The organism is Hyphobacterium lacteum, from assembly GCF_036330345.1.
GTDB classification, from domain to species: domain Bacteria; phylum Pseudomonadota; class Alphaproteobacteria; order Caulobacterales; family Maricaulaceae; genus Hyphobacterium; species Hyphobacterium lacteum.
In genome coordinates, this window is record NZ_JAZDRP010000005.1 from 32,341 (window position 1) to 55,262 (window position 22,922).

23 protein-coding genes are annotated in these 22,922 nt (G+C 62.7%); 14 read left to right on the forward strand and 9 right to left on the reverse strand.

From position 1 onward, the window contains the following. The first annotated feature begins 122 nt into the window (after positions 1 to 122). Positions 123 to 569: a helix-turn-helix domain-containing protein gene (locus V0U79_RS09045; RefSeq protein ID WP_330199175.1), complete on the forward strand. Its 447-nt coding sequence runs from the start codon at positions 123 to 125 to the stop codon at positions 567 to 569. Positions 570 to 655: 86 nt separating this feature from the next. Continuing rightward, a complete protein-coding gene (locus V0U79_RS09050) occupies positions 656 to 1,276 on the forward strand; it encodes a hypothetical protein (RefSeq protein WP_330199176.1) in 621 nt (206 codons plus the stop codon). Positions 1,277 to 1,280: 4 nt separating this feature from the next. Here V0U79_RS09050 and V0U79_RS09055 read toward each other — a convergent pair whose 3' ends face one another. Continuing rightward, positions 1,281 to 1,757 (reverse strand): nuclear transport factor 2 family protein, encoded by a 477-nt coding sequence (locus V0U79_RS09055; RefSeq protein ID WP_330199177.1) that lies wholly within the window; start codon positions 1,755 to 1,757, stop codon positions 1,281 to 1,283. Between the two features lie 148 nt (positions 1,758 to 1,905). Here V0U79_RS09055 and V0U79_RS09060 point away from each other — a divergent pair, with 148 nt between their 5' ends. Further along, positions 1,906 to 2,691: a DUF3108 domain-containing protein gene (locus tag V0U79_RS09060; protein ID WP_330199178.1), complete on the forward strand. Its 786-nt coding sequence runs from the start codon at positions 1,906 to 1,908 to the stop codon at positions 2,689 to 2,691. 55 nt (positions 2,692 to 2,746) lie between these two features. Continuing rightward, a complete protein-coding gene (locus V0U79_RS09065) occupies positions 2,747 to 3,970 on the forward strand; it encodes a saccharopine dehydrogenase family protein (protein ID WP_330199179.1) in 1,224 nt (407 codons plus the stop codon). Here the strand turns inward: V0U79_RS09065 and V0U79_RS09070 are convergent. The 4 genes from V0U79_RS09070 to V0U79_RS09085 form a co-directional block, all read right to left on the reverse strand. Then, a complete protein-coding gene (locus V0U79_RS09070) occupies positions 3,967 to 5,025 on the reverse strand; it encodes a helix-turn-helix domain-containing protein (protein ID WP_330199180.1) in 1,059 nt (352 codons plus the stop codon). The two genes, V0U79_RS09065 and V0U79_RS09070, sit on opposite strands and share 4 nt — an antisense overlap. A gap of 82 nt (positions 5,026 to 5,107) precedes the next feature. Continuing rightward, the gene (locus tag V0U79_RS09075) at positions 5,108 to 5,434 is read right to left on the reverse strand and encodes a UrcA family protein (RefSeq protein WP_330199181.1); all 327 of its coding nucleotides are present in this window, start codon (positions 5,432 to 5,434) and stop codon (positions 5,108 to 5,110) included. Between the two features lie 144 nt (positions 5,435 to 5,578). Beyond that, entirely contained in the window at positions 5,579 to 8,245 is a 2,667-nt protein-coding gene (locus V0U79_RS09080) for a M14 family zinc carboxypeptidase (protein ID WP_330199182.1), read from the reverse strand. A 75-nt stretch (positions 8,246 to 8,320) separates the two neighbouring features. Continuing rightward, positions 8,321 to 10,558: a M3 family metallopeptidase gene (locus V0U79_RS09085; RefSeq protein ID WP_330199183.1), complete on the reverse strand. Its 2,238-nt coding sequence runs from the start codon at positions 10,556 to 10,558 to the stop codon at positions 8,321 to 8,323. A 227-nt stretch (positions 10,559 to 10,785) separates the two neighbouring features. Between V0U79_RS09085 and ccoN the strand changes: the two genes are divergently transcribed. The 8 genes from ccoN to ccoS are packed head-to-tail and all read left to right on the forward strand — an operon-like array spanning position 10,786 to position 18,633. Continuing rightward, positions 10,786 to 12,441 (forward strand): cytochrome-c oxidase, cbb3-type subunit I, encoded by a 1,656-nt coding sequence (gene ccoN / locus V0U79_RS09090; RefSeq protein WP_373696461.1) that lies wholly within the window; start codon positions 10,786 to 10,788, stop codon positions 12,439 to 12,441. A gap of 11 nt (positions 12,442 to 12,452) precedes the next feature. Continuing rightward, complete coding sequence (gene ccoO / locus V0U79_RS09095) at positions 12,453 to 13,208, forward strand: cytochrome-c oxidase, cbb3-type subunit II (protein WP_330199184.1); 756 nt, start codon at positions 12,453 to 12,455, stop codon at positions 13,206 to 13,208. 11 nt (positions 13,209 to 13,219) lie between these two features. Beyond that, on the forward strand, positions 13,220 to 13,396 hold the full coding sequence (locus V0U79_RS09100; RefSeq protein WP_330199185.1) for a cbb3-type cytochrome c oxidase subunit 3: 177 nt from the start codon (positions 13,220 to 13,222) through the stop codon (positions 13,394 to 13,396). Between the two features lie 4 nt (positions 13,397 to 13,400). Further along, a complete protein-coding gene (ccoP, locus tag V0U79_RS09105; RefSeq protein ID WP_330199186.1) occupies positions 13,401 to 14,309 on the forward strand; it encodes a cytochrome-c oxidase, cbb3-type subunit III in 909 nt (302 codons plus the stop codon). 40 nt (positions 14,310 to 14,349) lie between these two features. Next, entirely contained in the window at positions 14,350 to 15,834 is a 1,485-nt protein-coding gene (gene ccoG, locus V0U79_RS09110; protein ID WP_330199187.1) for a cytochrome c oxidase accessory protein CcoG, read from the forward strand. Next, positions 15,831 to 16,289: a FixH family protein gene (locus V0U79_RS09115; RefSeq protein ID WP_330199188.1), complete on the forward strand. Its 459-nt coding sequence runs from the start codon at positions 15,831 to 15,833 to the stop codon at positions 16,287 to 16,289. The genes ccoG and V0U79_RS09115 overlap by 4 nt, the downstream gene beginning before the upstream one ends. Then, entirely contained in the window at positions 16,277 to 18,436 is a 2,160-nt protein-coding gene (locus V0U79_RS09120; RefSeq protein WP_330199189.1) for a heavy metal translocating P-type ATPase, read from the forward strand. Before V0U79_RS09115 ends, V0U79_RS09120 begins: the two co-directional genes overlap by 13 nt. Further along, complete coding sequence (ccoS, locus tag V0U79_RS09125; RefSeq protein ID WP_330199190.1) at positions 18,436 to 18,633, forward strand: cbb3-type cytochrome oxidase assembly protein CcoS; 198 nt, start codon at positions 18,436 to 18,438, stop codon at positions 18,631 to 18,633. Before V0U79_RS09120 ends, ccoS begins: the two co-directional genes overlap by 1 nt. Here the strand turns inward: ccoS and V0U79_RS09130 are convergent. Then, positions 18,591 to 19,361 carry a DUF2189 domain-containing protein gene (locus V0U79_RS09130; protein WP_330199191.1) on the reverse strand — a complete coding sequence of 257 codons (771 nt, stop codon included), beginning with the start codon at positions 19,359 to 19,361 and terminating at the stop codon, positions 18,591 to 18,593. The two genes, ccoS and V0U79_RS09130, sit on opposite strands and share 43 nt — an antisense overlap. A 108-nt stretch (positions 19,362 to 19,469) precedes the next feature. Here V0U79_RS09130 and V0U79_RS09135 point away from each other — a divergent pair, with 108 nt between their 5' ends. Further along, entirely contained in the window at positions 19,470 to 20,171 is a 702-nt protein-coding gene (locus V0U79_RS09135; RefSeq protein WP_330199192.1) for a sulfite exporter TauE/SafE family protein, read from the forward strand. On the opposite strand, the gene V0U79_RS09140 is transcribed toward V0U79_RS09135, so the two are convergent. Continuing rightward, a complete protein-coding gene (locus V0U79_RS09140) occupies positions 20,168 to 20,692 on the reverse strand; it encodes a CC0125/CC1285 family lipoprotein (protein ID WP_330199193.1) in 525 nt (174 codons plus the stop codon). The genes V0U79_RS09135 and V0U79_RS09140 overlap by 4 nt on opposite strands. A gap of 136 nt (positions 20,693 to 20,828) precedes the next feature. Between V0U79_RS09140 and V0U79_RS09145 the strand changes: the two genes are divergently transcribed. Next, entirely contained in the window at positions 20,829 to 21,167 is a 339-nt protein-coding gene (locus tag V0U79_RS09145) for a hypothetical protein (RefSeq protein ID WP_330199194.1), read from the forward strand. Between the two features lie 6 nt (positions 21,168 to 21,173). Here V0U79_RS09145 and V0U79_RS09150 read toward each other — a convergent pair whose 3' ends face one another. Further along, the gene (locus V0U79_RS09150) at positions 21,174 to 21,446 is read right to left on the reverse strand and encodes an usg protein (RefSeq protein WP_330199195.1); all 273 of its coding nucleotides are present in this window, start codon (positions 21,444 to 21,446) and stop codon (positions 21,174 to 21,176) included. Positions 21,447 to 21,567: 121 nt separating this feature from the next. Then, a complete protein-coding gene (locus V0U79_RS09155) occupies positions 21,568 to 22,851 on the reverse strand; it encodes a hypothetical protein (protein ID WP_330199196.1) in 1,284 nt (427 codons plus the stop codon). Positions 22,852 to 22,922: the final 71 nt, after the last annotated feature.

Consider the following 22,922-nt stretch of genomic DNA (forward strand, 5'->3'; position numbering starts at 1 on the left):
ATCAACTCGGCGAGACGCTGGCGGGCGGATGGCGGGCCACTGGCGCAGGCCTGACGTGGCTTTCCGGACGCCAATGTGACTTCTGGCATTGATCTGATATCAAGCCGGAACAGGAGACTTGCATGGCCTTCAAGGCGGATGCCGTAAAAATCAGACGCTGGCGCGAGGAGCGTCAGTGGTCGCAGGAGCACCTGGCCGATCTGGCCGGTCTCGGCCTGCGCACAGTGCAGCGGATCGAGAATGGTGAACCCGCCTCGAAAGATACGCTGATGGCGCTGGCCGCGGCCTTCAATGTTGATGCCAGTACGCTGGCGGTCGATCCGGAAACCGAGGCCCGGGACATACTTCGCGAAAAGAATGCCGCCATACGGTCTGGCATCCGGCTGTCGCTCTGGATCCATCTGGCGGGTTATGCCGTCGGCATTGCCGTCTTCACGGGCATCAGCCTTGGCATCAGCAGCGAGTATTTCGCCATGAAGTGGCCGCTGATCTGGTGGACGACGGCCGTGGTGGCGCATGCCGCCACTGCTGTGATCATTCACGTTGCGACCGGTCATGCGGACCGGTGATGACATACCCATGAATAGAGCAACGCTCCGGGCGGAGCGGGCGGACAAGCCGGCGCGCGCGTGTTAGCCTCCTGAAAAAAGGGGGAATGATGATGCGCCTGACCTATCTGATCGCCGCAGCGCTGGCGGCCTCTGGCCTGCCTGCACTCTCCGAGGCCCAACAACGGACCATGACGCGCCCGGGTTCAACCCAGACATTGCCGCTCTGCCGGGATGCCGGGCCGGGCGAACAATGCCGGACCCGCAATGGCGAGATCCGCACGCGCCCGGGAGCGCAGACCAACAATCTCGGCGGTGGCAATCCCGGCTGGGAGGTGCGCCGCGAGAATGACACCAATAATATTGGCAGCACCGACCCCGGATGGGAGGTGCGCCGCGCCGACCCGCAGGCCGAGGGTTTTACCGGAGAGGAAACCGTCTTCCCGGCGGCACCCGGCAATGACCGGTTCGGTGGTGAGGATGCAGGATGGGTGCGCGCGCCGGACGGAGGCCGGGTCAGGCCCTCTGCCGGCGGAGGCTCGTCACCGCGCCCGGAAGCCATGGAGTGCGATCTCTGCGATGATGACGAAGACCTCCCGCAAGGTCCGATCGACAACACGCCGCGCCCGCAGCCGCCCGCTCCCGAGGAGCCGAAAGACGACGAGGAAGAGGATTGCATCTGGCGCAATCCGCCCGAGGGGCCGGACCAGGAATTCTGCGACGAGTAGGGCGCTAGTCCCGTGACGGGCAGAGATCGCCCTCACAGCTTTCGGTCATGAAGGTCTCGGCATCCAGCCGCCATTCACCGTCGGTGAGTGCCCATTTGGCAGCATAGCTGCCGGCGACAAAGCCTGATTCCGGATCGGTTTCGCGGCGGCCGATCCATGTCCCGTACTCCATCGCCAGTGGCATCAGCGGCGACACCTGCACGCAATCGGGTATCCTGACATAGACGAGCCGGTCCTCTGTAATGAAATCATCCTGCCAGACCTGCAGCTGGGTCATCTCGTCGAGAAAGAGATCGCTATAGGTGCCGGCGATCAGCACCACATCCTCATTGAGGACATCGGCAATCGTGTCGAGATCACGCTCGGCAATGGCGGTGTTGAAGGCTGCACGCTGCGCCCGGATTTCGGCGGCCGCATCGCCTGCATCGCAACGATCCGCCACTGACTGCAGGGCGAAACTGCTCAAGAGTACCAGTATCATTTTTGTCCCCCTGTCCTTCCGGCCAGTCTGGTCCGAAGACAGGGAAGGGTAAAGCGCGGGTTTTGGTATCCCTCGACAGATGGGGGGCTGGCGCTAATATCCTGCTGCGGGGACAATTCCTCGAGGGGATGGAAGGAGACCGGGCCTGATGTTTCCCTGGCGTATTGTGGCCATTCTGGCCTGTGGCCTGCTGTTCGTACCGGTGGCAGAGGCCAACCGTCGCGAAGCCTTGTCCATTGAAGCTGACTATTCCGCCTCCGTCCTGATCTTCCGGGTCGGAAGGGTCTCTCTCGATGCTGATCTGGGTACTGAAAGCTACGCCGCGCGGGCGCATGTCGAGGCGGCGGGTCTGGCGGCCCTGTTTACCGATTTTTCCATCGATTCCGATGTCGAGGGCGTGTTCACCGATGCCGGCCCGCGCCCGGTGAATTACGGGCATATCGAGCGCACTGGTGACAAGACGCGGATCGTCGGTGTCGACTTCAATGAAGGCGTGGCCCGGTCCACCGCAACCCCGGCCTTTTCCTCCTGGGGCGACCCGCCGGCCAGCGAAGCTGACCGGACCGGCGTGGTCGATCCGATGACCGCGACCCTCCTCCTGTCCGAACTGGTGTCCGTTTCGACCGAACAGCCCTGCGAGGGCTCGATACCGGTGTTTGATGGCAAGCAACGCTATGATCTCAACCTGGTCTCGCGCGGCACGGATACCATCCGCACGCGCGGCTATCGCGGCGAGGTTCTGGTTTGCGATGCCTTCTACGCGCCGATCTCGGGTTATGACACGGAAGACTGGCCGGAACCGGGCGAAACCCGCCACCCCCTGCGCATGTGGATTGCACCGATTGCCGATGGCGCCTTCCTGCCCGTCCGCCTCCACACCCGCGCCGGATTTGGCGGCGTGACCGTGGAATTGCGCAGCCTGGCACTTCAATGACGCCTTGACCCAGCGTCCCTGCGCGCGATCTTGTCGGGCAAAGGGAGGGCTTCTCATGGCGGAACGCAAATACGGTGTCGTGGTCTATGGCGCGACCGGGTTTACCGGACGACTGGTGGCGGAATATCTCGACAAGACCTATCGCGGCGACCCGAAGGTCTGCTGGGCGATGGCCGGACGCTCCCTGTCGAAACTGGAAGCCGTGCGCGCCGAAATGGGTATTCCCGACAGTGTCGACCTGATCACTGCCGATGCGTCCGATCCGGAATCGCTGAAGGCGATGGCCGACAGCGCTCACGTCGTGATCACCACGGTTGGTCCATATCAGCTTTATGGCGAACCCCTGCTGGCCGCCTGTGCGGAGGCCGGCACAGATTATGTCGATCTGTGCGGAGAGCCCGCCTGGATGGCGCAGATGATCGGCAAGTATCAGGAACAGGCCGGGAAAAGCGGTGCGCGTCTGGTGTTTTCCTGCGGCTTTGACAGCGTGCCCTTCGACATGGGCGTCTGGTTCCTCCAGGCCCATGCGCAGAAAACCCTGGGCGCCATGCTGCCGCGCGTGAAAGGCCGGGTCCGAAAGATGAAAGGCACTTTCTCGGGTGGGACAGCGGCCAGCCTGACCGCCACGATTGCCGCGGTCTCTAAAGACCGCTCGCTTCTGAAACTGCTGACCAATCCGTTCTCGCTCTGCCCCGGCTATTCCGGACCGAAACAGCCTCATTCAGCCGAAGCCGAGTATGATGAGACCGCGCAATCCTGGACGGCGCCCTTCATCATGGCGCCAATCAACACCAAGAATGTGCACCGGTCGAACTTCCTCGCTGGCCACCCCTATGGCGCCGATTTCATCTATGACGAACGGATGCTGACCGGGGACGGGCCGAAAGGCGAGAAACGCGCCAAGGCCGCCGCCCGGCAGGAAAAGATCCAGAATATCATGCTGGCCATGGCGCCAACCCGCTGGCTGCTCAAGACCTTCATGCTGCCCAAGCCGGGCGAAGGCCCGGACAAGGAAGCCCGGGAAACCGGCTTTTATGATGTGCTGTTTATCGGTGAAGCGGCGGATGGACAGGTGCTGAAGGCCTCGGTGAAGGGCGACCGGGATCCGGGCTATGGCTCGACCTCGAAGATGATCTCCGAATGCGCGCTCTGCCTTCTGCAAGATATCGACCGCCAGCAAACGCCGGGCGGTGTCTGGGCACCCGCCGCGGCCATGGGCCAGGCGGTGATTGACCGGCTGCAGGCGAAGGCGGGTCTGACCTTTGCGATAGAGGGCTAGTCAGCCGTCAGCGCCTTGCGGCGGAAACTGGTCGGGGCCTCGCCCGTGGCTTCGCGGAAGGCACGGTTGAAGCTGGCAATGGAGCCATAGCCGAGATCCAGCGCGACCTGCAGGATCTGGCGACGCGCCTGTTCCGGATCGGCCAGGATTTCCTTGGCGTCCTTGACCCGGTGCGAATTGATATAGCTGGAGAAATTGCGGTATCTGAGCCCGCCATTGATAAGCTTGCGCAGACGGTGTTCGGGCGTGCCGAGCTGATCGGCGAGACTGCCGACCGTCAGACCCGGTTCAAGATAGGCGCCGGCCTGCATGGCGGCTTCGAGCCGCGCCAGCAAAGGCTTGTCCGCCGGATCGATGCGGGCGGAAACCTCGGCCGGGTCAGGCCGGTAAACGTCCGCTTGCGGCTCGACAAACATGTCATCGCGCGCCTGAAGCGCCCAGACGGCAAAGCCAAAGGACAGCACGACCAACCAGATCGATGCGCCGGTCTGGTAGGCCTGCTGCGCAGCGCCCTCCAGGGGCAACATGTCCAGTCCCATCAAGAAGATGGAGGACAGGCCGATCGAAACGGTCATCACCACCAGGAAGCGGCGGCGGCTGTCGACTAGATCATCCTTCCAGCGCGAGAAGGCGAAGACGACGGCATGGAGGATGAGCGCAATATTGATCACCTGCTTCAGCAAGGTCGCCACGCCGATCCAGGACGGTGGCTCGCTCATGAAATGCGGTGGCATGAGCAGCAGGAGCGGGATCAGCGGCACGAGATGGGAACGGCCAAAGCGGAACTGGTCGCAGAACAGGGCGAGGCAGAACCACCAGAAGAACACCCCGTCCATCCAGGACAGAGGGACCAGCGGATAATGCCAGATGCCGAACAGGTCAGCGAGCGCCGGTGACGTACAGATGATGTAGGCAAAAGCGCCGAACCCGAAGAGTGCCCCTAGCCGTCCGGCCAGCGAATGCCGGGCGCCCAGCGCCAGCACAGCACAGGTCAACAAGCACAAAGTGCCCGCTGCGGAGCGGGCAATGGCTTCGATCAGGACCAGATCACTCATGTCCGGCATCATGCGCCCTTTTGAAAAATCCTGCCAGCCTTCCCGGGATCAATTCGCGGGGAGGCTGGCAGGCCAGGGGAAGCTAGTCGCGGGCTGCGGCCAGCACCGTGCGCGTCCGTCCATCGGGGGCGATGCTCCGGGCGGCATGGATTTCATCGAGTTGCGGAGCGGCGATCTGGTCCAGCGTGCGGCTGACCGTATCGGTCACGCACAGGCGGGTGGCCGTCGCCGACATGACGCTGTGGCGGTTTTCCTGTGCACAGACCTGTTCGGCGGTATCGACGACACGCTGGTAAACGGCCGCGGCACCCGTGGGCGTTGTCAGTTCAGCCGGGGCAAAGGACAGTTCGGCGCTGGCCGGGCCATTGGCGGATACCAGCAGCAGGGCGGGGAGGAGTGCATTCAACATAATCGACCTCGTTTTTATTCGCCGCGGGGAGGCGGCTGACGAGAACAACTATGGGCAGGCACTCCACCCGATGCTTTGCGATTTCGAAAAACGCGCGATCATTTTCAGAAACAAGCAGCGTTTTTCAGAAACGCGCAGTTTTCCCTATCTCAGGCGCTGTGACCGGGCCGGAGCCAGGATCACGGCATTCAGAAGCGCCAGGTCCAGACCCAGCTGATAGGCGCGTGCGGTCGGATCCTGTGTAAAGGCGATGACGAATCCCGACCCCGTCCGGCGCGAGACCAGGAAGGGCTTGAACGCCATCTGCTCGACATTCTCGGCCCACAGATGCCCGGACGCCACAAGATCATCGGCCCCGGCAAAGCGGAACACCGTGTCGGCCTCATCCAGCGGGATCGCCGTGTAGATGTCCGAACCGGTGACCATGGCCGCCACCCCGTCCGGATAGCCGGCCGACAGGAAGCTGTCGGAATTGCCGACAATGTTCAGCAAGGCGCCGGGTGAGGAATCCGGGCGGGCATTGCGCGGTTCCAGCGCAGCCCGGAGATCGGACTCATCAGCGATCACCGAGCCCGCCACCGTGCTGCCGTCGCCATTGCCACCACCGGATGGCGTATCAGCCGCCAATTCACGGCGGATTGGCAGAAGATTGATATCGGGATCAGCAATGAAACGCGTGGCATCCCCCAGCGCAATCAGCGTGCCGCCGCTGCGCGAGAAGCGCGACAGGTTTTCGGCTCCGCTTTCACCAATCGTGCGGGAATAACCGCTGCCGCTCTGTTCAGGCAGGATCAGCACGTCGAAGCCGGAGAGGTCGGCAAAGCCGAGGCGGGATGCGCGGATTACTGTCACCGGCAGGCCATAGCGGCGCTCCAGCACATAGCGCAAACCGCCGACGGAATTGGCATCCGTGCCTTCGCCCCAGGCCATGGCAATGCGCGGCGCGACAATACCGGCAAACTGGGATGAGCCGAAATTCGGCCCCTCCTCTGTCCAGCTGGTCTCGAGACCGGCATAGACGGCCCCGATGGTGCGGGCATGCAGGCGCATCAGGCTGTCGATATTGGCCGGAGCTTCGGAGCGCGCGATGACCACCGAACCGGCGGGCCAGGTCTGCCCGTCAATCGTGAAGGCCGCGCTGGAGGTGCGCATGGCAACGCCCTCGGCCGCCAGCCGGGCAACCAGCTGGGCCTGACCGGCATCGGTCCACGGAATGACATAGCCAAACGCGCCCGAACCGGTGGCCGCCTCGATCGGATCGTCCGCCGAGACCGCGTCACCCGTCAGACCCGGACGTGAATTGCACTCGGTGGCCTCGACATTGAACATGACCGGCAATGACCAGGCCGTGACGTCATACATTTCATGGTCGAGCCCACGCACGCGGCGATCTTCCTGACCTTCGAGGAAATCTGCCGGGATCGGCGTGTCGCGTTCCAGCAGGGTCCGCGCCAACTGGCCGGCGGGCTGGTTCAGCTGGATCAGGAAACCGCCTTCTGTCAGCGCGGTACCGCACAGCGTGGTGCCGGCTTGCAGGCGGGAAATCTCGATCCCGTTGCGGGCGATCAGCCGGGCGAGTGTTTCCGCGCCCCAGCGATTGGACGCGCGCGACAGGACAATGGCGGCCGGGCCGTCATTGGTGTTTGCGGCGGCTTCGGCACGGGCCTCGTAATAGCCGCGGACAAAGCGTTCGCGATTGGCGGCTGCGACCTCGGCAGTCGACAGGCTGGCGATGAAATGATGCTCGACCCCGTCCGCATAGCTGAGATCGGTTCCGTCGCGGCGGGTCCAGACCAGGCCGCGGGCCGAGCCCTGCTCATAGGTGAAGGCCACGCCGCCCTGCAGCATCGGCCACATGTCGCCATAACCCGGATAGAAGGCGTCAAAGATCTCGCGGGTGAAATAGTCATAGCCCAGACGGTCGAACCAGCGGGCGTGGTTCTGGCCGACAATGTCCTGGGCCTCGACCTGGCCTTCGCCCAGCGCCGGGTTCACGGGCGGGGCAACCGGCGGGAAGAAGTAGGAGAGATCGCCGCCCATTTCGTGGGCATCGACAATGACCATCGGGCTCCAGGACAACATGGAAGCTGTGCGGCCACGGGTTTCCGGCTGGGACTGGATGAACCAGTCGCGGTTCATGTCGAAAAGATAGTGATTGTGGCGTCCGCCGGGCCAGGGCTGATCATGCTCGGCCGAGAAACGGTAACCGTCGGGCTGAAGCCCGCGGGCCTGGGTGAAGGAATTGACGAAACGGTTGCGGCCATCCGGGTTCTGGACCGGATCGATGATCACCAGCGCGTCTTCCAGAATAGTGTCGGTGACCGGATCATTCTGGGCCGCCAGCAGATGGTAAGCCGTGCGCAGGGCCGCATCGGTCGAGGAAATCTCGTCGCCATGTACGCCATAGGCCAGCCAGACCACGACCGGCAGATCAGCGATCAGGGCTTCACGCTGCGCGGCATTGAGACCACGCGGATCAGCGAGGCGCTGAAGATCGGTCTGAACATCGCCGATCCTGGCCATCAGCTCCGGATTGCCGATCACGGCATAGACCAGCGGGCGCCCTTCCCAGCTGGTGGCGTAATCGACGACGCGCATGCGGTCCGGGGCGGCTTCGGCCAGCTGACGCAGATAGGCAACAGCTTCCTCGGGCGGGGTGATTTCCTCTCCGAAATCATGACCATAAACCGTTTCCAGATCAGGTATGGCCGGATCATAACGCGCCTCGAGTGGCGTTGGCGCGGATTGCGCAAAAGCGGTGGCGGTGATCAGGCAGCTGGCCAGAGCGGCCGGCAGGAAACGGTTCAGCATGAAATCCCCCGGAAAATGACGTTCAGATACAAAACGGCCCGGCGGATACTGCGCCGGGCCGTCTGATTTGGCTAGTTACTCGGTGCCGTCCGGAACCGGGAAACCACGGTCGCGCATCAGCGGACCGATATTCGCATCGCGTCCGCGGAAAGCGCGATAGGCCTCGGCCGGATCAACCGAATTGCGCGGGGCGAACAGATTTTCGACCAGGCTCTGCGCCAGGTTCTGGTCATAGAAGCCGCCCGGAGCTTCAGCGAAGGCTTCTGCCGCGTCCGAGGTCAGAACGTCCGCCCACATATAACCGTAATAGCCGGCCGAATATCCCTCACCCGAGAAGATGTGGCCGAACTGGGTTGAGCGGTGACGCATCGGCAATTGCGGCGGCATTTCGAGGTCTGCAAGCGTCTGGCGCTCGAATTCCTGCGGATCAATGCCTTCCGGATCCACCGTGTGATAGGCCATGTCGACGAGGGCCGAGGCCAGATATTCGGTCGTGGCGAAGCCCTGGTTGAAGGTCGCGGCGGCCTGGATGCGTTCGACCAGCTCGTCCGGCATGGGCTCGCCGGTCTCGACATGGACGAAATAGTTCTCGATCACCGGCTCGGTGAACAGCCAGCGCTCCAGCAGCTGGGACTGGAACTCGGTATAGTCACGCACACCGCCATTCAGCGTCGGATATTCGACATTCGAGGACAGGGTGTGCAGGGCGTGGCCGAACTCGTGGAAGAAGGTGTTGGCATCATCCCAGGAGATCAGCACGGGCTCGCCCGGCGCCGGCTCGACGAAGTTGGAATTATTCGTCGACAGCGGGGTTTCCAGGCCGTCAAACGTGGTGTGTCCGCGGAAGGATGAGGCCCAGGCGCCCGAGCGCTTGCCGGTGCGGGCGAAGGGGTCGAGATACCAGACGCCGACATGCTCGCCGCTGTCGCGATCGGTCACTTCATAGACGGTGACGTCTTCATGCCAGACCGGAACGGACCCGTCCGGCACCGGCGTGAACTCGAAATTGAAGAGCTCGCCGGCCACGTAGAACATGGCCTGCAGGAGGTTATCCAGCTGCAGGTACTGGCGCACCTCGTTGGAATCGAGATCGTAGCGGTCCTGGCGGATCAGCTCCATGTAGTAGCGATAATCCCAGGGTTCGATGGTGATGCCATCGCCGCGCTCATCGGCCAGCGCCTGCATGTCTTCGACTTCTTCGGCGACACGGCCGATGGCGGCCGGCCAGACGGCTTCCATCAGCTCCATGGCGCGTTCCGGTGTTCCCGCCATGCGGTTTTCCAGGCGCCATTGCGCGTAATTGTCATAGCCCAGAAGGCCGACACGCTCGTCACGCAGCTGCAGGATTTCCGCGATGATGGCGTTGTTATCGTACTCGTCGCCATTATTGCCGCGGCTGTAATAGGTCCGCCAGACGGTCTCGCGCAGATCGCGCTCGGTGGAGAAAGTCAGGAAGGGATCCATTGAGGAACGCGTATTGGTCACGGCATATTCACCGTCCCGGCCGCGCTCGGCTGCAGCCGATGCATAGGCGTCGATGAGAGATTGCGAGAGACCTCCGAGCTGATCTTCCGTCAGATAGGTGACGTAGGATTCCTCGTCATGCAGGACATTGTTGGCGAACTGGGTATGCAGTTCCGACAGGCGCTGATTGATCTCGGCATAGCGCTCGGCGGCCTCGCCTTCCAGCGTCGCACCATTCCGGGCGAAACCGTCATAAGTGATCTGCACCAGACGCTGCTGGTCCGGACGCAGACTGTCCATTTCGGTCTCGTAGACCGTGCGGATGCGGTCAAACAGGGCCTGGTTCTGGGTGATCTGCGAATTGTAGGCCGACAGTTCCGGCGACAGGGAACGCTGCAGCTCGCGGAATTCCGGGCTCGACATGTTGGACGACCAGATGCCCCAGAAATTGAAGACGCGGCCCAGCGGTGCGCCGGCCCGCTCCATGGCGACAATCGTGTTCTCGAATGTCGGCGGTTCCGGATTATTGGCGATCTCGTCAATCTCGGCGAGGTGCGCGGCCATGCCGGCCCGCACGGCCGGGGTCAACATGTCGAGGCTGGCCTCGTCGAACTGCGGCACGCCGCCATAGGGACCGGACAGCTCGGCCAGAAGCGGGTTGGTCTCCAGCTCGGCCTGCCAGTCGAATGCCGCCTCGGCGGTTTCGTCCATGGCTGCGTCATCCGTTGTGGTTCCGGTTTCCATCGCAGTTTCGTCCATCGCGGTATCCGCATCCTCTGCGGCGGGTTCGGCACAGGCCGCCAGCGCCAGAACAGACAGGCTGGCAGACGTGATCAGAAGGCGTTTCATGACAAGGCTCCCCTTACGTCAAAACAAATCCGGCGGGACCCTAGCGCCAAGGTCCGCCAGCGCAAACGCCGCAATGCGGCTCATTGCGGAGAGTTAATGTTCAATTGGCCTGCGACTCTTTGGCGTGAGACAGAACGCCACATTTTTTCTGGGGGTTTTCCCTAGGTAGTCTGCGCGCATCTGTGGTTTTATCCACGCACAGGGAATCAAATTCTGGGGGACATTCCATGTCGCAGTCCAATGCGATGCCGGTGCGGTCTTCAGGCCTCGACGGAATGCTGATCGGTTTGATCTGCATTCTCGGCGCGTTCTGGAGTCTGATGGCTGCCGCCCGCGGCGTCGATCCGCAAATGGTGGCTCATGGCTGGCTGATGCTGGCCGGGTTCATCGCCGGCCTCTACATGCTGGTCAACGCCTATTCGGGCCATGGCCGCTATGAAGAAAGCGGCCTCTACCACGACAACGTCATCAAGGCGGGCGCCATCGCCACCATCTTCTGGGCGATCGCCGGCCTGCTGGTCGGTGTGGTCATCGCGCTGCAGCTGGCCTTCCCGGACATTTTCTATTTCGAGCAGTTCGGCTTCCTGAATTTCGGCCGCCTGCGTCCGCTGCACACCTCAGCGGTGATCTTCGCCTTCGGCGGCAATGCGCTGATCGCGACCTCCTTCTATGTCGTGCAACGCACTTCGCGGGCGCGGCTGGCGGGCGGTCTGTGGCCGTGGTTCGTCTTCTGGGGCTATCAGTTCTTCATCCTGATTGCCGCGACCGGCTATCTGATGGGCGTCACACAGGGCCAGGAATATGCCGAGCCGGAATGGTATGCCGATATCTGGCTGACCATTGTCTGGGTGGCCTATCTGGGCGTTTTCATGGGCACGCTGTGGAAGCGGAAAGAGCCGCACATCTATGTGGCCAACTGGTTCTTCCTGGCCTTCATCGTGACGGTGGCCGTCCTCCACCTGGTCAACAATCTCTCCATCCCGATCAACCCGTTCGGCTCTTTCAGCTATTCGGTGTTCTCCGGCGTGCAGAACGCGCTGACGCAATGGTGGTACGGCCATAATGCGGTAGGCTTCTTCCTCACCGCCGGCTTCCTCGGGATCATGTATTATTTCATTCCCAAGCGGGTCGAGCGGCCGGTCTATTCCTACCGCCTGTCCATCGTGCACTTCTGGACGCTGATCTTCATCTACATCTGGGCCGGTCCTCACCACCTTCACTACACGGCGCTGCCGGAATGGGCGCAGACGCTGGGCATGACCTTCTCGGTGATGCTGTGGATGCCGTCCTGGGGCGGGATGATCAACGGTCTGATGACGCTGTCAGGGGCCTGGGACAAGCTGCGCACCGATCCGGTGGTCCGGATGATGGTGGTCTCGGTCGCCTTCTACGGCATGTCGACCTTTGAAGGCCCGCTGATGAGTATCCGCGCGGTCAATGCGCTCTCCCACTACACGGACTGGACCATCGGCCATGTGCACTCCGGTGCGCTGGGCTGGGTGGGTATGATCTCCTTCGGGGCGATCTACTGCCTGGTGCCCTGGCTGTGGAAGAAGAAGGGCATGTGGAGCCGGTCCCTGATCGAGTGGCATTTCTGGCTCTCGACGCTGGGCATCCTGCTCTACATCGCGGCAATGTGGCCGTCGGGCATTACCCAGGGCCTGATGTGGCGCGCCTATAATGATCTCGGCTTCCTGGAGTATTCCTTCATCGAGACCGTCGAGGCCATGCATCCCTACTATGTCATCCGGGCCGTGGGCGGGGCGATGTACCTCGTGGGCGCCCTGTTGATGGCCTACAACATGTTCAAGACGATCACCGGCGATGTGAGCGAGACCGAAGATGTGGTCACGCCGCAGCCGCGCGCGATCCCGGCGGAATAGGAGCAGGGATAATGGCTGACACCAATACCAAACCGACCCTGCACCAGAAGCTGTTCGAGAAGAATTCGCTGATCCTGACGCTGGGCATCATCCTCACCGTCTCGGTGGGCGGGGTCATCGAGATTGCACCGCTTTTCTACCTCAACTCGACGATCGAGGAGGTGGACGGTGTGCGTCCCTACACCCCGCTGGAGCTGATGGGCCGCCAGATCTATCTGCGAGAGGGCTGCTATAACTGCCACTCCCAGATGATCCGTCCGCTGCGCGACGAGGTGGAGCGCTATGGTCATTACTCGCTGGCGGCGGAAAGCATGTATGACCGCCCCTTCCAGTGGGGATCGAAACGGACCGGGCCGGACCTGGCCCGCGTCGGCGGCCGCTATTCGGATGAATGGCACCGGGACCACCTGATCAATCCGCAGTCCGTTGTGCCGGAATCCATCATGCCGCCTTACGCATTCCTGGCGGATGCGGCGCTGGATTATTCCAACATCCAGGCGCATTTGCGGGTCAACCAGTTCCTTGGCGTTCCCTATTCGGACGAGGCCGTTGAAAGCGCCCGAACCGATCTGGAGGCGCAGCTGGATGAATTCTCCTCCGGATATGACGATCTGGTCGCCCGCTATCCGGGAGTCCAGGTCCGTGATTTCGACGGTAATGCCGGCGAGATCACCGAGATGGATGCGCTGATCGCCTATCTGCAGGTGCTGGGCACGATGGTGGATTTCTCCACTTATGAGCCCGAGGCCGCGGAAAACCAACGCTAGGAGACGCACGCATGTATGAGGCACTCGCCAGCTTTGCGCAGACCTGGGGGCTGTTATTCTTTTTCGCCGTTTTCATCGGCGTTCTGGTCTACGCCCTCTGGCCCAAGAATGGCGCCAAGTTCGAAGCTGCCGCCCGCATGCCGCTGAACGATGATGCTCCGGCCCCTCGGGACGGGGAAAAGGAATAGACCCATGTCTGAGAAAGATATCGATCAAGAGACCGGAACCGAAACCACCGGTCATGAATGGGATGGCATCAAGGAGCTGGACAATCCGCTTCCGCGCTGGTGGCTGTGGATCTTCTATGCCTGTATCGCCTGGTCTGTTGTCTACTGGGTGCTGATGCCGGCCTGGCCGGCCCCGCCCGGGATGCAGGGCAATACGACCGGGATTACCGGCAATTCCGAGCGTGTGAATGTCGCTGCCGACATGGATGCACTGCAGGCCTCGCGCTCGGAGCTCTATGGCCAGTTGCAGGCCGCCAATGGCTATTCGGCGATCGAGGCGGACCCGGTGCTGTTCCGCTTTGCGCTGGCCGCCGGGGATTCCGCCTTCGGCAATTTCTGCGCAACCTGCCACGGTGCCGGCGCGCAGGGTTTTACCGGCTATCCCAATCTCAATGATGATGAATGGCTGTGGGGCGGCTCGTTCGACGATATCCGCCACACACTGCTGGTCGGTATCCGTTCGGATCACCCGGATACGCGCTTCTCGCAAATGCCGGCCTATGGCGAGGACGGGCTTCTGACCCGCGAACAGATCAATCATGTCCGTGATTACGTGCTGAACCTGTCCGGCGAGACCGGTTTCGATGCGGCGGCTCTGGAAGAGGGCGGCGAGATCTTCGCCTCGCAATGTTCCACCTGCCATGGCGTTTCCGGCACGGGAGACCGCAGTCAGGGCGCACCGGATCTGACCGATCATATCTGGCTGTATGGCGGATCGCCCGAGCAGGTCGCGGCGACCATCTATCGCGGCCCCTACGGCGTCATGCCGGCCTGGGAAGGCCGTCTGGATGATCCGACGATCACGGCGCTGGCCACTTATGTGTATTCTCTGGGTGGCGGTGAAAGCGCTGAAGGTGGCGCGGCGGGCGAATAGCCGCATCCCCGGATCTGCCCTTTAGAGGCATTATAAGACAATGAGTTCGGCCCCCTCCTCCCCGCAGGCCGCAGACGGCGTTCGCCAACACAACGTCGATGCGGTCAATGACCCGCAAAAGCGCAAGCTCTATAAAAAGCGCGAGCCGATCTATCCCAAGCTGGTGCACGGCAAATTCCGCTTCGCCAAATGGGTATTCATGATCCTGGCGCTGGGCGCGTATTATTTCATTCCCTTCCTGCGCTGGGATCGCGGGGCCTCGGCGCCTGACCAGGCCGTGCTGATCGATTTCGAGGGCCGGCGCTTCTATTTCTTCTTCATCGAGATCTGGCCGCAGGAAATCTATTACGTCTCCGGCCTTCTGATCATCGCAGCGCTGTCACTATTCCTGGTCTCGGCCCTGTTTGGCCGGGTCTGGTGCGGCTATGCCTGCCCGCAGACGGTCTGGACCGATCTGTTCATCGCTGTCGAGCGCCTGTTCGAGGGCGACCGCAACAAGCGGATCAAGCTGGACCGGGCAAAATGGTCATTCGACAAGGCCTGGCGGAAAACCGGCAAGCACGCGGTCTGGCTGCTGATCGCGGCGGCCACGGGCGGGGCGTGGATCCTCTATTTCCACGATGCGTTCGACACGATCGGGAATTTCTTCACCGGTCAGGCCGCGATGTCGTCCTATCTCTTCTTCGGGATCCTGACCTTCACCACCTATTCGCTGGCCGGCACGATGCGCGAGCAGGTCTGCACCTATATGTGCCCCTGGCCGCGTATCCAGGCCGCGATGACCGACCGGGACGCGCTGAATGTCGCCTACCGTGTCGACCGGGGCGAGCCGCGCGGCCCCCACAAGAAGAATGAGAGCTGGGAGGGGCGGGGCGATTGTATCGATTGCAAGGCCTGTGTGGCCGCCTGCCCGATGGGGATCGATATCCGCGAAGGCTCGCAACTGGAATGCATCCAGTGTGCGCTGTGCATCGATGCCTGTGATGACATCATGAAGAAGGTGGACCGCCCGACCGGGCTGATCGCCTATGATACGGACGTCAATATCGATCGCCGCCAGCAGGGCGAGAAGCCGGTCTACCGCTTCCTGCGCCCGCGCGTGCTGGTTTACAGCTTCGCGCTGGTGATTGCCGCCTCGATCATGCTGTTCGGCCTGACAACGCGGGCGACACTGGATGTGAATGTCACCCGCGATCGCAATCCGAATTTCGTACAATTATCGGACGGGTCCGTGCGCAATGGCTATACGCTGAAAGTCATCAACCGCACGCATGCGGACGAGACCTATGCGGTCTCGATTGACGGGCCGGACGGGCTGGAATGGCGTATTCTCGGGCAGGATGCGGCCCGGGGCCTGAACGTCGATGTGCCGGCCGAGGCAACGCAGGATTTCCGTATCTTCCTGACCCTGCCGGAAGACGCCATTACCGCCGCCAATCTGCCGATTGTCTTTACCGTGACGCCGGAAGGCAGCACGGAAAGCCGGACGGCCGACACCGTATTGCTGACAGGAGCGGGACGATGATCCGCGAAATCAAGGGACGGCACGTCCTGATCGCATTACTGGTCTTTTTCGGCGTGATCATTGCCGTCGATGCCTTCTTCGTGACCACCGCCTTGCGGACCTTCCGCGGCGAGGACGAGCCGCGCTCCTATGTGCAGGGCATCCGCTATAATGATGTGCTGGAACGGCGCGAGGAGCAGGCCGGTCTGGGCTGGAGCGCGACGAGTGTGGTAACCTCCACGCGCGTCGAGATCGGCGTTGTGGATGCGCAGGATGCCCCGGTGACCGGACTTGTACTGGATGCGCGGCTGCGCCATCCCGCCGATTCCGGGCGTGATATCGAACTGGCACTGACCGAGATCAGCGCCGGGGTGTATGAAGCCGATACAGAGGTGCCGGACGGGCGCTGGACTCTGGTGGTCTCGACGCCGGAAGGCCCACCCTTCGAGCTGGAACAGGACATATGGCTGCAATAGACGCCGGTTTTGTCGATCCCGAGGCCTTTGTTCGGGAACGTGATGGCCACCAGGAGATGGACCTTCTGGTGTCCGGCGTGCATTGCGCCGGCTGTATCTCGCGCGTCGAAACCGCCATGCAGGCCTTCAAGGGCGTGCGCAAGGCGCGGTTGAATTTGTCGACCGGACGGCTGGCGCTGGAATGGGACGGACCCGCCAGCCAGGCCCATGCCATGGTCAGGAAGCTCAGCGAGATCGGCTATCCGGCTACGCCCTTCGAGCCGGAGACCGGTGCCGATCCCACCAGTCTGGAAGAAAAGCGCCTGGTCCGGGCAATGGCCGTAGCCGGATTTGCCACGGCCAACACCATGCTGTTCTCGGTCTCGGTCTGGTCCGGGGCCGATATGGGCGACATTACGCGCGATCTGTTTCACTGGCTTTCCGCGCTGATCGTCCTGCCAACCGTGGCCTATTCCGGCCGCCCCTTCTTCACCTCGGCCTGGAAGGCGCTGTCGCACCGCCAGGTGAATATGGATGTGCCGATCTCGCTGGCCGTACTGCTGGCGTGCGGCCTTTCACTCTACGAGATGTTTGCCGGAAACGGGCATACCTATTTCGATGCCGCCGCCATGCTGCTCTTCTTCCTGCTGATCGGCCGCTGGCTGGACAGCCGGCTCCGCGCCAAGGCCGGTGCCGCTGCCCGGCGGCTGGCGGCGATGCAGGCTGCGACCGCCAACCGGGTGGATGAGCAAGGTCATGTGAAGGCCGTGCCGGCGCGCGAGATCCGGCCGGGCGATACGCTGCTGATTGCCGCCGGTGAGAAAGTCGCCGTCGATGCCGAAGTGGTTTCGGGCTCCAGCCAGCTGGATGCGGCCCTCGTCACCGGCGAGACCCGCCCGCTGGAAGCGCAAAAGGGCACGGAGATCTTCTCCGGCATGGTCAATCTGGGTGCGCCGCTGACGGTGAAAGCGACGGCGCGCAAGGATGACAGCCTGCTGGCCGAGATCACACGCCTTGTTGAGGCCGGAGAGCAAAGCCGCTCGCGCTATGTGAAGCTGGCCGATATCGCCGCGCGGCTTTACGTGCCGATCGTGCACTCGCTGGCGGCGCTGACCGTCATTGGCTGGCTGATGCTGGGCGCCGAGATTGATCAGGCCATCATCAATGCCATTGCGGTGCTGATCATTACCTGCCCGTGCGCGCTGGCGTTGGCCGTTCCCGCGGTCCAGGTGGTGGCCTCCGGGCGGCTATACCGCTCGGGCATTCTGGTGAAGTCCGGCGATGCGCTGGAGCGTCTGGCCGAAGCCGATGCCGCGGCGTTCGACAAGACCGGCACGCTGACCATGGGCAAGCCGCAACTGGTCAATCGCAGCGAAATCTCCGAAGCAGACGTCCAGCTGGCCGCCATGCTGGCGCGTACCAGCCGCCATCCCCTGTCACGGGCGATTGCCGATCCGGCCGGCATGGGCAGGGCGGCAGAGAATGTCACTGAAGTGGCCGGTGGCGGTCTGGAAGCGGTCATTGATGGCGAGACCGTGCGGCTGGGATCAGCCGGCTGGCTGGGCATCGACGCGGCGGGCGATGCCGCCTCCGAGGTGTGGCTGAAAAAAGGTGATGCCGTGCCGGTGCGGTTTGCCTTTACCGATGTCGCCCGCGAGGGTGCCGGCGACGCCGTGCGCGAGGTGGAGGCGCTGGGCCTGCCCGCGCAGATCCTGTCGGGTGATCATCAAGGCGCAGTGGCCGGCATGGCCGCGCAGCTGGGGATGGATCATTTCCGCGCCGGTCTGAAGCCGGCCGAGAAGATTGCCGCTCTGACCGCAGCAAAAGAAGATGGCCGCCGCGTGCTGATGGTGGGTGACGGTATCAATGATGCCCCGGCCCTGGCTTCGGCGCATGTCTCCATGTCGCTGGCCAGCGCGTCGGATATCAGCCAGGCCGCAGCGGATTTCGTGATCCAGCGCGACCGGCTGTCAGCCATTCCCGAAGCCATCATCATTGCCCGCAAGGCCAAGCGCCGCGTGCTGGAGAATTTCGGCCTCGCCGTGATCTACAACATGATCGCCGTACCGCTGGCCGTGTTCGGTTTCGTCACACCGCTGGTCGCGGCGATCGCCATGTCGGCGTCCTCGCTGCTGGTGACGCTCAACGCGCTGAGGCTGTCTCGCTGATGGACGTGTTGATCTTTCTCATACCGATTGCCCTGGGCATGGGGCTGGTGGGCCTCGGCGCCTTCCTCTGGTCGCTGAAATCCGGACAGTATGAGGACATGGAAGGCGCCGCCCAGCGTATCCTCATTGAGGATGATGACAGGCCGCTGCCGGATCAGCCGGCAGAGGACGGGCCGCAATCAGTGCAGAAATCCTGATAGGCGCGCCAGCTGGCATGGCCCAGCCATGGAAAGACAATCGCCAGTCCGACCCCGAAGAAGGCCGTCCCGATCACCGTCCAGAAGGCGATCAGCCAGGCCCAGGTGAGCATCGGGAAGAGATTGCGGCGCACCGCGGTCACCGAAGCGATCAGCGCCGTGGCGGCATCGATCTGCTTGTCGATCAGCATGGGGAAGGAAATCGCCGAGATGGCAAAGGCGGCCAGTGCCAGCATGCCGCCTATGACCGTACCGATTACCGCCATGGCGAGGCCTGCCGGATTGCCCAGAAGCCATGAGGTGAACTCGGACAGGGTGGTATAATCCTGCGAGGCAAAATAGGCGTAGAGGAATTGCGCGATCCGCGCCCAGCCCAGCAGAAGAATGATCAGCAAGAGGCCGAGGAAGGCCACCTGGCTGATCTTCTCGCCGGACACCAGCCAGACATCGCTGAAGGTTACCGCCTTGCCTTCATCGATATGCTTGGAGATCTGGTAGATGCCGACGGCAAACAGCGGGGCGATCAGGGCAAAGCTGGACAGCGCCACCGGAATCCAGGCCGCCGCGCCGACAAACCACAAACCCAGCGACAGCGCCGCGCCGATGGCCACGAAGATCAGCCCGTATCCGATGGAGACCATGGGCGCGCGCGCCATATCGCCAGCGCCCGCCTTCAGCCAGCGCATGGGTGCGCCCGGACGGATATCATTGATTTGAACAGCAGCCATGGTCATCTCCCCTAATTCCCACAAGCATAATAGGGCGATTTTTGACTTCCGCCCAGCGGCGTAAAGCCGCGCTTTATCTCACTAAAAACTACCGCCAGTGTGCACGCCATGGAAGCCCTTGCGGAAATCAGTTTTCTCGGTGGCCTGATCGCCGGACTGGCCAGCAGCCTGCATTGTGCCGGCATGTGCGGCGGTATTGCGTCGGGCCTGATGCTGGGACTATCGCCGGATGAGAAGACCGCCACGCGGATGGGTGTCCTGATGACCGCCCAGACCGGCAAGATGATCGCCTATGTGCTGGCCGGCGCGGCGGTCGGGCTCGCCGGAACACAACTCTATGCACAGATGGATTTTTCCGCCGCCCAGGCCGTCTTCCGCTGGGGTGCGGCGATCATGCTGGTCTGGATCGGCCTGTCGCTGACGGGCTTTCTCCCCGGCATTGCCGCGCTCGACCGCTTGCTGGCGCCGATAACGAGGATCGCCCTGCGTCCGGTGCAGGCGATGGGCCCGGCTTCGCCCCTGATCGCCGGCTTGGCCTGGGGCGCTTTGCCCTGTGCCATGGTCTATGCCGCCCTGCTCTATGCGATGATTTCCGGCAGCCCGCTTCAGGGCGCGCTGGTCATGCTGGGCTTTGGCATCGGCACATTGCCATCCGTCACCGCCACGGCGCTGGGCATTGGCTGGCTGGAACGCTCCGGCCACAAGGCGCAATTCCGGCTGGCCGCGGGTCTGATCATCGCCGCGCTGGGCATGGGCATGCTGCTGGTGCCGCCGGAGGTAATCGCGGCGATGTGCGGGATTGAGGTTTAGCCCGTCTCCGGCCGGACGATGTCCGGTCCGAGATTGTGCAACACCTCGCCGGCATTGAAATCATTGGCCTCATCGCCGGACGGGTTGCGACCCATCACGATCTCGGCGGTCGCTTCATAGCGGGTGATCTCGCGATAGCGGGTGTCATCCCAGAACGGGTCGCGCCAGCCATGCCAGCCCCAGCGCGGATGGTAGTAGCGATAATCGACATAGAAGCGGGAATAGAACGGGTCGGTGTTGAAGACGGTGGTGTTTTCATCCGTGGCCCGCTGGACCACGGTGAAATGGTCATAACCCTGCGAGCGGGTCAGCTCCGCAGCGCGATAGAGCAGATAGGTCTCGACCGTCTGGCGGTCGGTCAGCGAATTGCCCGCGAAACTGATGCGGAAGCGGTCGCGCTCGATCTGTTGTTCGCTAAAGCCGTAGCGCGTCCCGTCCGCCCCGGAGGGTTGATAGGGGGTGGGCGTGGCACAGGCCGCCAGCAACAGGCCGGCCGACAATAACAGGGCAGCGATCCGCATAATGCGTCTCCTCGTCATCAATGTCCTCGCGAAAAAGAGTATGCGCCTGTCTCTGCGGTTTTTCCAGTAATGGTCATTTGGAGTTCATGGCAATCGTGCCAGTGTCCGGCCGATAGAGATCCACAAGGGGAAATCCATGTTGCGTATTCTTGCCGGCGGCATAGCCGTTATCGCGCTTTCCGCCACGGCATCCGCCCAGACGGCCGAAGAGATCATGACCGAGCGTTGCGTTGCCGAAGGCAATGCGCCCGAGCAATGCAGCTGTGCGGCGGAAGTGATCACTGACACGCTGGAAGACAATGAGGTCCGCTTCATGCTGACCATGATGCAGGATCCGCCGGAAAGCATGGAAGCCCTGCTGAGTGTCGCGGCGGAGCACTCGCTGGACCTGGAGGGCATTGCCGGTATTCGCGAGAAAATGACCGACGCCGAACCCGGCATGCGCGAGCAATGCGGTATCGAGGACGCGAACTAGCGGCGTCTATTGCAGGCGCAGATCGAGATCGACGCCGCGCCAGTCCGACGGGGTGATCAGCCCTGCATGGGCAACGCGGACGGAATGGATGACCGCCTCGATCTCGCGTTTCCAGAAATCCAGGAATTTGATCAGGCGCGGATAATCCGGTGCCCTGTCCAGAGTCTGCCAGAGGAAGCTCTGAAGCAGGCCGGGATGATCAGGCATGTGATAATAGATTTCCGCCGTTGTCAGGCGCGCGCCGGAAAGCTGCTGGATAAAGCCGATATCTGTCTTCATGACTGACCTCCCTTCCGCCGGGACGCCGTCGCCCGGCACTGGATGATCAGATCATTCCAGATAATTTCTGAATGATTTCTGAAAGATACTCTGTCAGCACTCGGCGATGAAGGCTGCCAGATCAGTCCAGATCATATTCCAACACGACGAGGGGGGGCACGGTTTGCGTCGGGCCGGACCCGTCTTCCGGCCATAGCGCCCAGGGCGCATTGGCGATGAAGAAGATGCGATCGTCCTGAACATCCAGCAGGGTGGGTTCGCCGAAATCGGCATGACCGCGCACCAGGATTTCCGTTGCGGCAACGGCCAGACCGTCTGAACCGAGGTCGATCGCCATCACCGCATTCGGATTGACGCCATTGCGGACCGCAATCAGCCGGCCATCGCGTGTGGCAGCCAGACCATCAATGCCCAGAAGGCTTTCATTGGCCGGCTGCACCAGTTGCGCCGTGCCATCGGCCAGATCGACCCGCCACAGGCCCAGCGCATAATCGGCGACATAGAGCGCGCCATCGGCCAGCGCGGCGCCCTGCAGGCTGGCAAAGCGCGGATCCTCGGAAAGAACACGCAGCGATCCCGACAGAGACGACAGGGTGTAGATGCGGTTGGCGCCGCTATCGACCAGCCAGACCATGCCGTCGCGGGTGACGAGATCGGCAAAGCGTTCGGCACCGTCGGCTTCGTAGCGGCGATAGAGATCGCCGGTCACCAGATCGAGAGCCAGCAGCGCCGTGCCGGCCTCTTCGCCCTCTTCGAGCGGGGTTTGCGGCAAAACGCCGGAGGCCACCCAGATCACCCGGTTCACATCATCGGACACAATGCCGAAGGGCGAATAGAGCCCGTCTTCGGCATCAGCGAAGACATGGGCGGAGGCCCGGTCGAAGGGCTCGACCACCAGGACGCGCCGGCCCACCACGTCGGACAGGAAGAAACGGTCGGTCTCGATCTCGACGGCCACGCCCTCGATCAGGCTGCCGGGAACATCGACCCGCAAGGCGCGCTCGGCCCGGCCAACAGGTGTGCCATTGGCGGCGATGGCCGTTTCGATCGCGCCATAGCGATCAGGATAATCCGCCCGCAGCCGTTCCGCGGTCTCGCCGAGGCGGGAGAGGTCGGCATGGATGCCCGCCGCGGCCACATCTTCGAGCGCGGTCAGCACCAGCTCGTCATTACCGCTGGCAATGCCCAGCTGAGCCATGCCGAACAGGACGGCGGGGCTGCCCGGTTGCAGGCCGAGCGCGGCCTGCATGGCCCGGCGCGCGGCTTCGAAATCACCGGCTTCGGCGGCGCGCTCGGCCTCATGGCGCAGCGAGTAGGACGTGTCGTACGGAGCCAGCGGTTCGGGCGCATCCTGCGCGAAAGCAGCGGAAGACAACAGGCACAGGGCGACGATTGAACGGATCATGCAGACACTCGGTTTTTCGCGATGGCGTATTGGACGATAATTGCGCGCGCAGCGCAGCTGACAATTTGGTG

Bases quoted from the DNA above. Each gene is read 5' to 3' on its own strand.
- V0U79_RS09045 (WP_330199175.1), top strand. From the start codon at position 123: ATGGCCTTCAAGGCGGATGCCGTAAAAATCAGACGCTGGCGCGAGGAG.
- V0U79_RS09050 (WP_330199176.1), top strand. From the start codon at position 656: ATGATGATGCGCCTGACCTATCTGATCGCCGCAGCGCTGGCGGCCTCT.
- V0U79_RS09055 (WP_330199177.1), bottom strand. From the start codon at position 1,757: ATGATACTGGTACTCTTGAGCAGTTTCGCCCTGCAGTCAGTGGCGGAT.
- V0U79_RS09060 (WP_330199178.1), top strand. From the start codon at position 1,906: ATGTTTCCCTGGCGTATTGTGGCCATTCTGGCCTGTGGCCTGCTGTTC.
- V0U79_RS09065 (WP_330199179.1), top strand. From the start codon at position 2,747: ATGGCGGAACGCAAATACGGTGTCGTGGTCTATGGCGCGACCGGGTTT.
- V0U79_RS09070 (WP_330199180.1), bottom strand. From the start codon at position 5,025: ATGAGTGATCTGGTCCTGATCGAAGCCATTGCCCGCTCCGCAGCGGGC.
- V0U79_RS09075 (WP_330199181.1), bottom strand. From the start codon at position 5,434: ATGTTGAATGCACTCCTCCCCGCCCTGCTGCTGGTATCCGCCAATGGC.
- V0U79_RS09080 (WP_330199182.1), bottom strand. From the start codon at position 8,245: ATGCTGAACCGTTTCCTGCCGGCCGCTCTGGCCAGCTGCCTGATCACC.
- V0U79_RS09085 (WP_330199183.1), bottom strand. From the start codon at position 10,558: ATGAAACGCCTTCTGATCACGTCTGCCAGCCTGTCTGTTCTGGCGCTG.
- ccoN (WP_373696461.1), top strand. From the start codon at position 10,786: ATGTCGCAGTCCAATGCGATGCCGGTGCGGTCTTCAGGCCTCGACGGA.
- ccoO (WP_330199184.1), top strand. From the start codon at position 12,453: ATGGCTGACACCAATACCAAACCGACCCTGCACCAGAAGCTGTTCGAG.
- V0U79_RS09100 (WP_330199185.1), top strand. From the start codon at position 13,220: ATGTATGAGGCACTCGCCAGCTTTGCGCAGACCTGGGGGCTGTTATTC.
- ccoP (WP_330199186.1), top strand. From the start codon at position 13,401: ATGTCTGAGAAAGATATCGATCAAGAGACCGGAACCGAAACCACCGGT.
- ccoG (WP_330199187.1), top strand. From the start codon at position 14,350: ATGAGTTCGGCCCCCTCCTCCCCGCAGGCCGCAGACGGCGTTCGCCAA.
- V0U79_RS09115 (WP_330199188.1), top strand. From the start codon at position 15,831: ATGATCCGCGAAATCAAGGGACGGCACGTCCTGATCGCATTACTGGTC.
- V0U79_RS09120 (WP_330199189.1), top strand. From the start codon at position 16,277: ATGGCTGCAATAGACGCCGGTTTTGTCGATCCCGAGGCCTTTGTTCGG.
- ccoS (WP_330199190.1), top strand. From the start codon at position 18,436: ATGGACGTGTTGATCTTTCTCATACCGATTGCCCTGGGCATGGGGCTG.
- V0U79_RS09130 (WP_330199191.1), bottom strand. From the start codon at position 19,361: ATGGCTGCTGTTCAAATCAATGATATCCGTCCGGGCGCACCCATGCGC.
- V0U79_RS09135 (WP_330199192.1), top strand. From the start codon at position 19,470: ATGGAAGCCCTTGCGGAAATCAGTTTTCTCGGTGGCCTGATCGCCGGA.
- V0U79_RS09140 (WP_330199193.1), bottom strand. From the start codon at position 20,692: ATGCGGATCGCTGCCCTGTTATTGTCGGCCGGCCTGTTGCTGGCGGCC.
- V0U79_RS09145 (WP_330199194.1), top strand. From the start codon at position 20,829: ATGTTGCGTATTCTTGCCGGCGGCATAGCCGTTATCGCGCTTTCCGCC.
- V0U79_RS09150 (WP_330199195.1), bottom strand. From the start codon at position 21,446: ATGAAGACAGATATCGGCTTTATCCAGCAGCTTTCCGGCGCGCGCCTG.
- V0U79_RS09155 (WP_330199196.1), bottom strand. From the start codon at position 22,851: ATGATCCGTTCAATCGTCGCCCTGTGCCTGTTGTCTTCCGCTGCTTTC.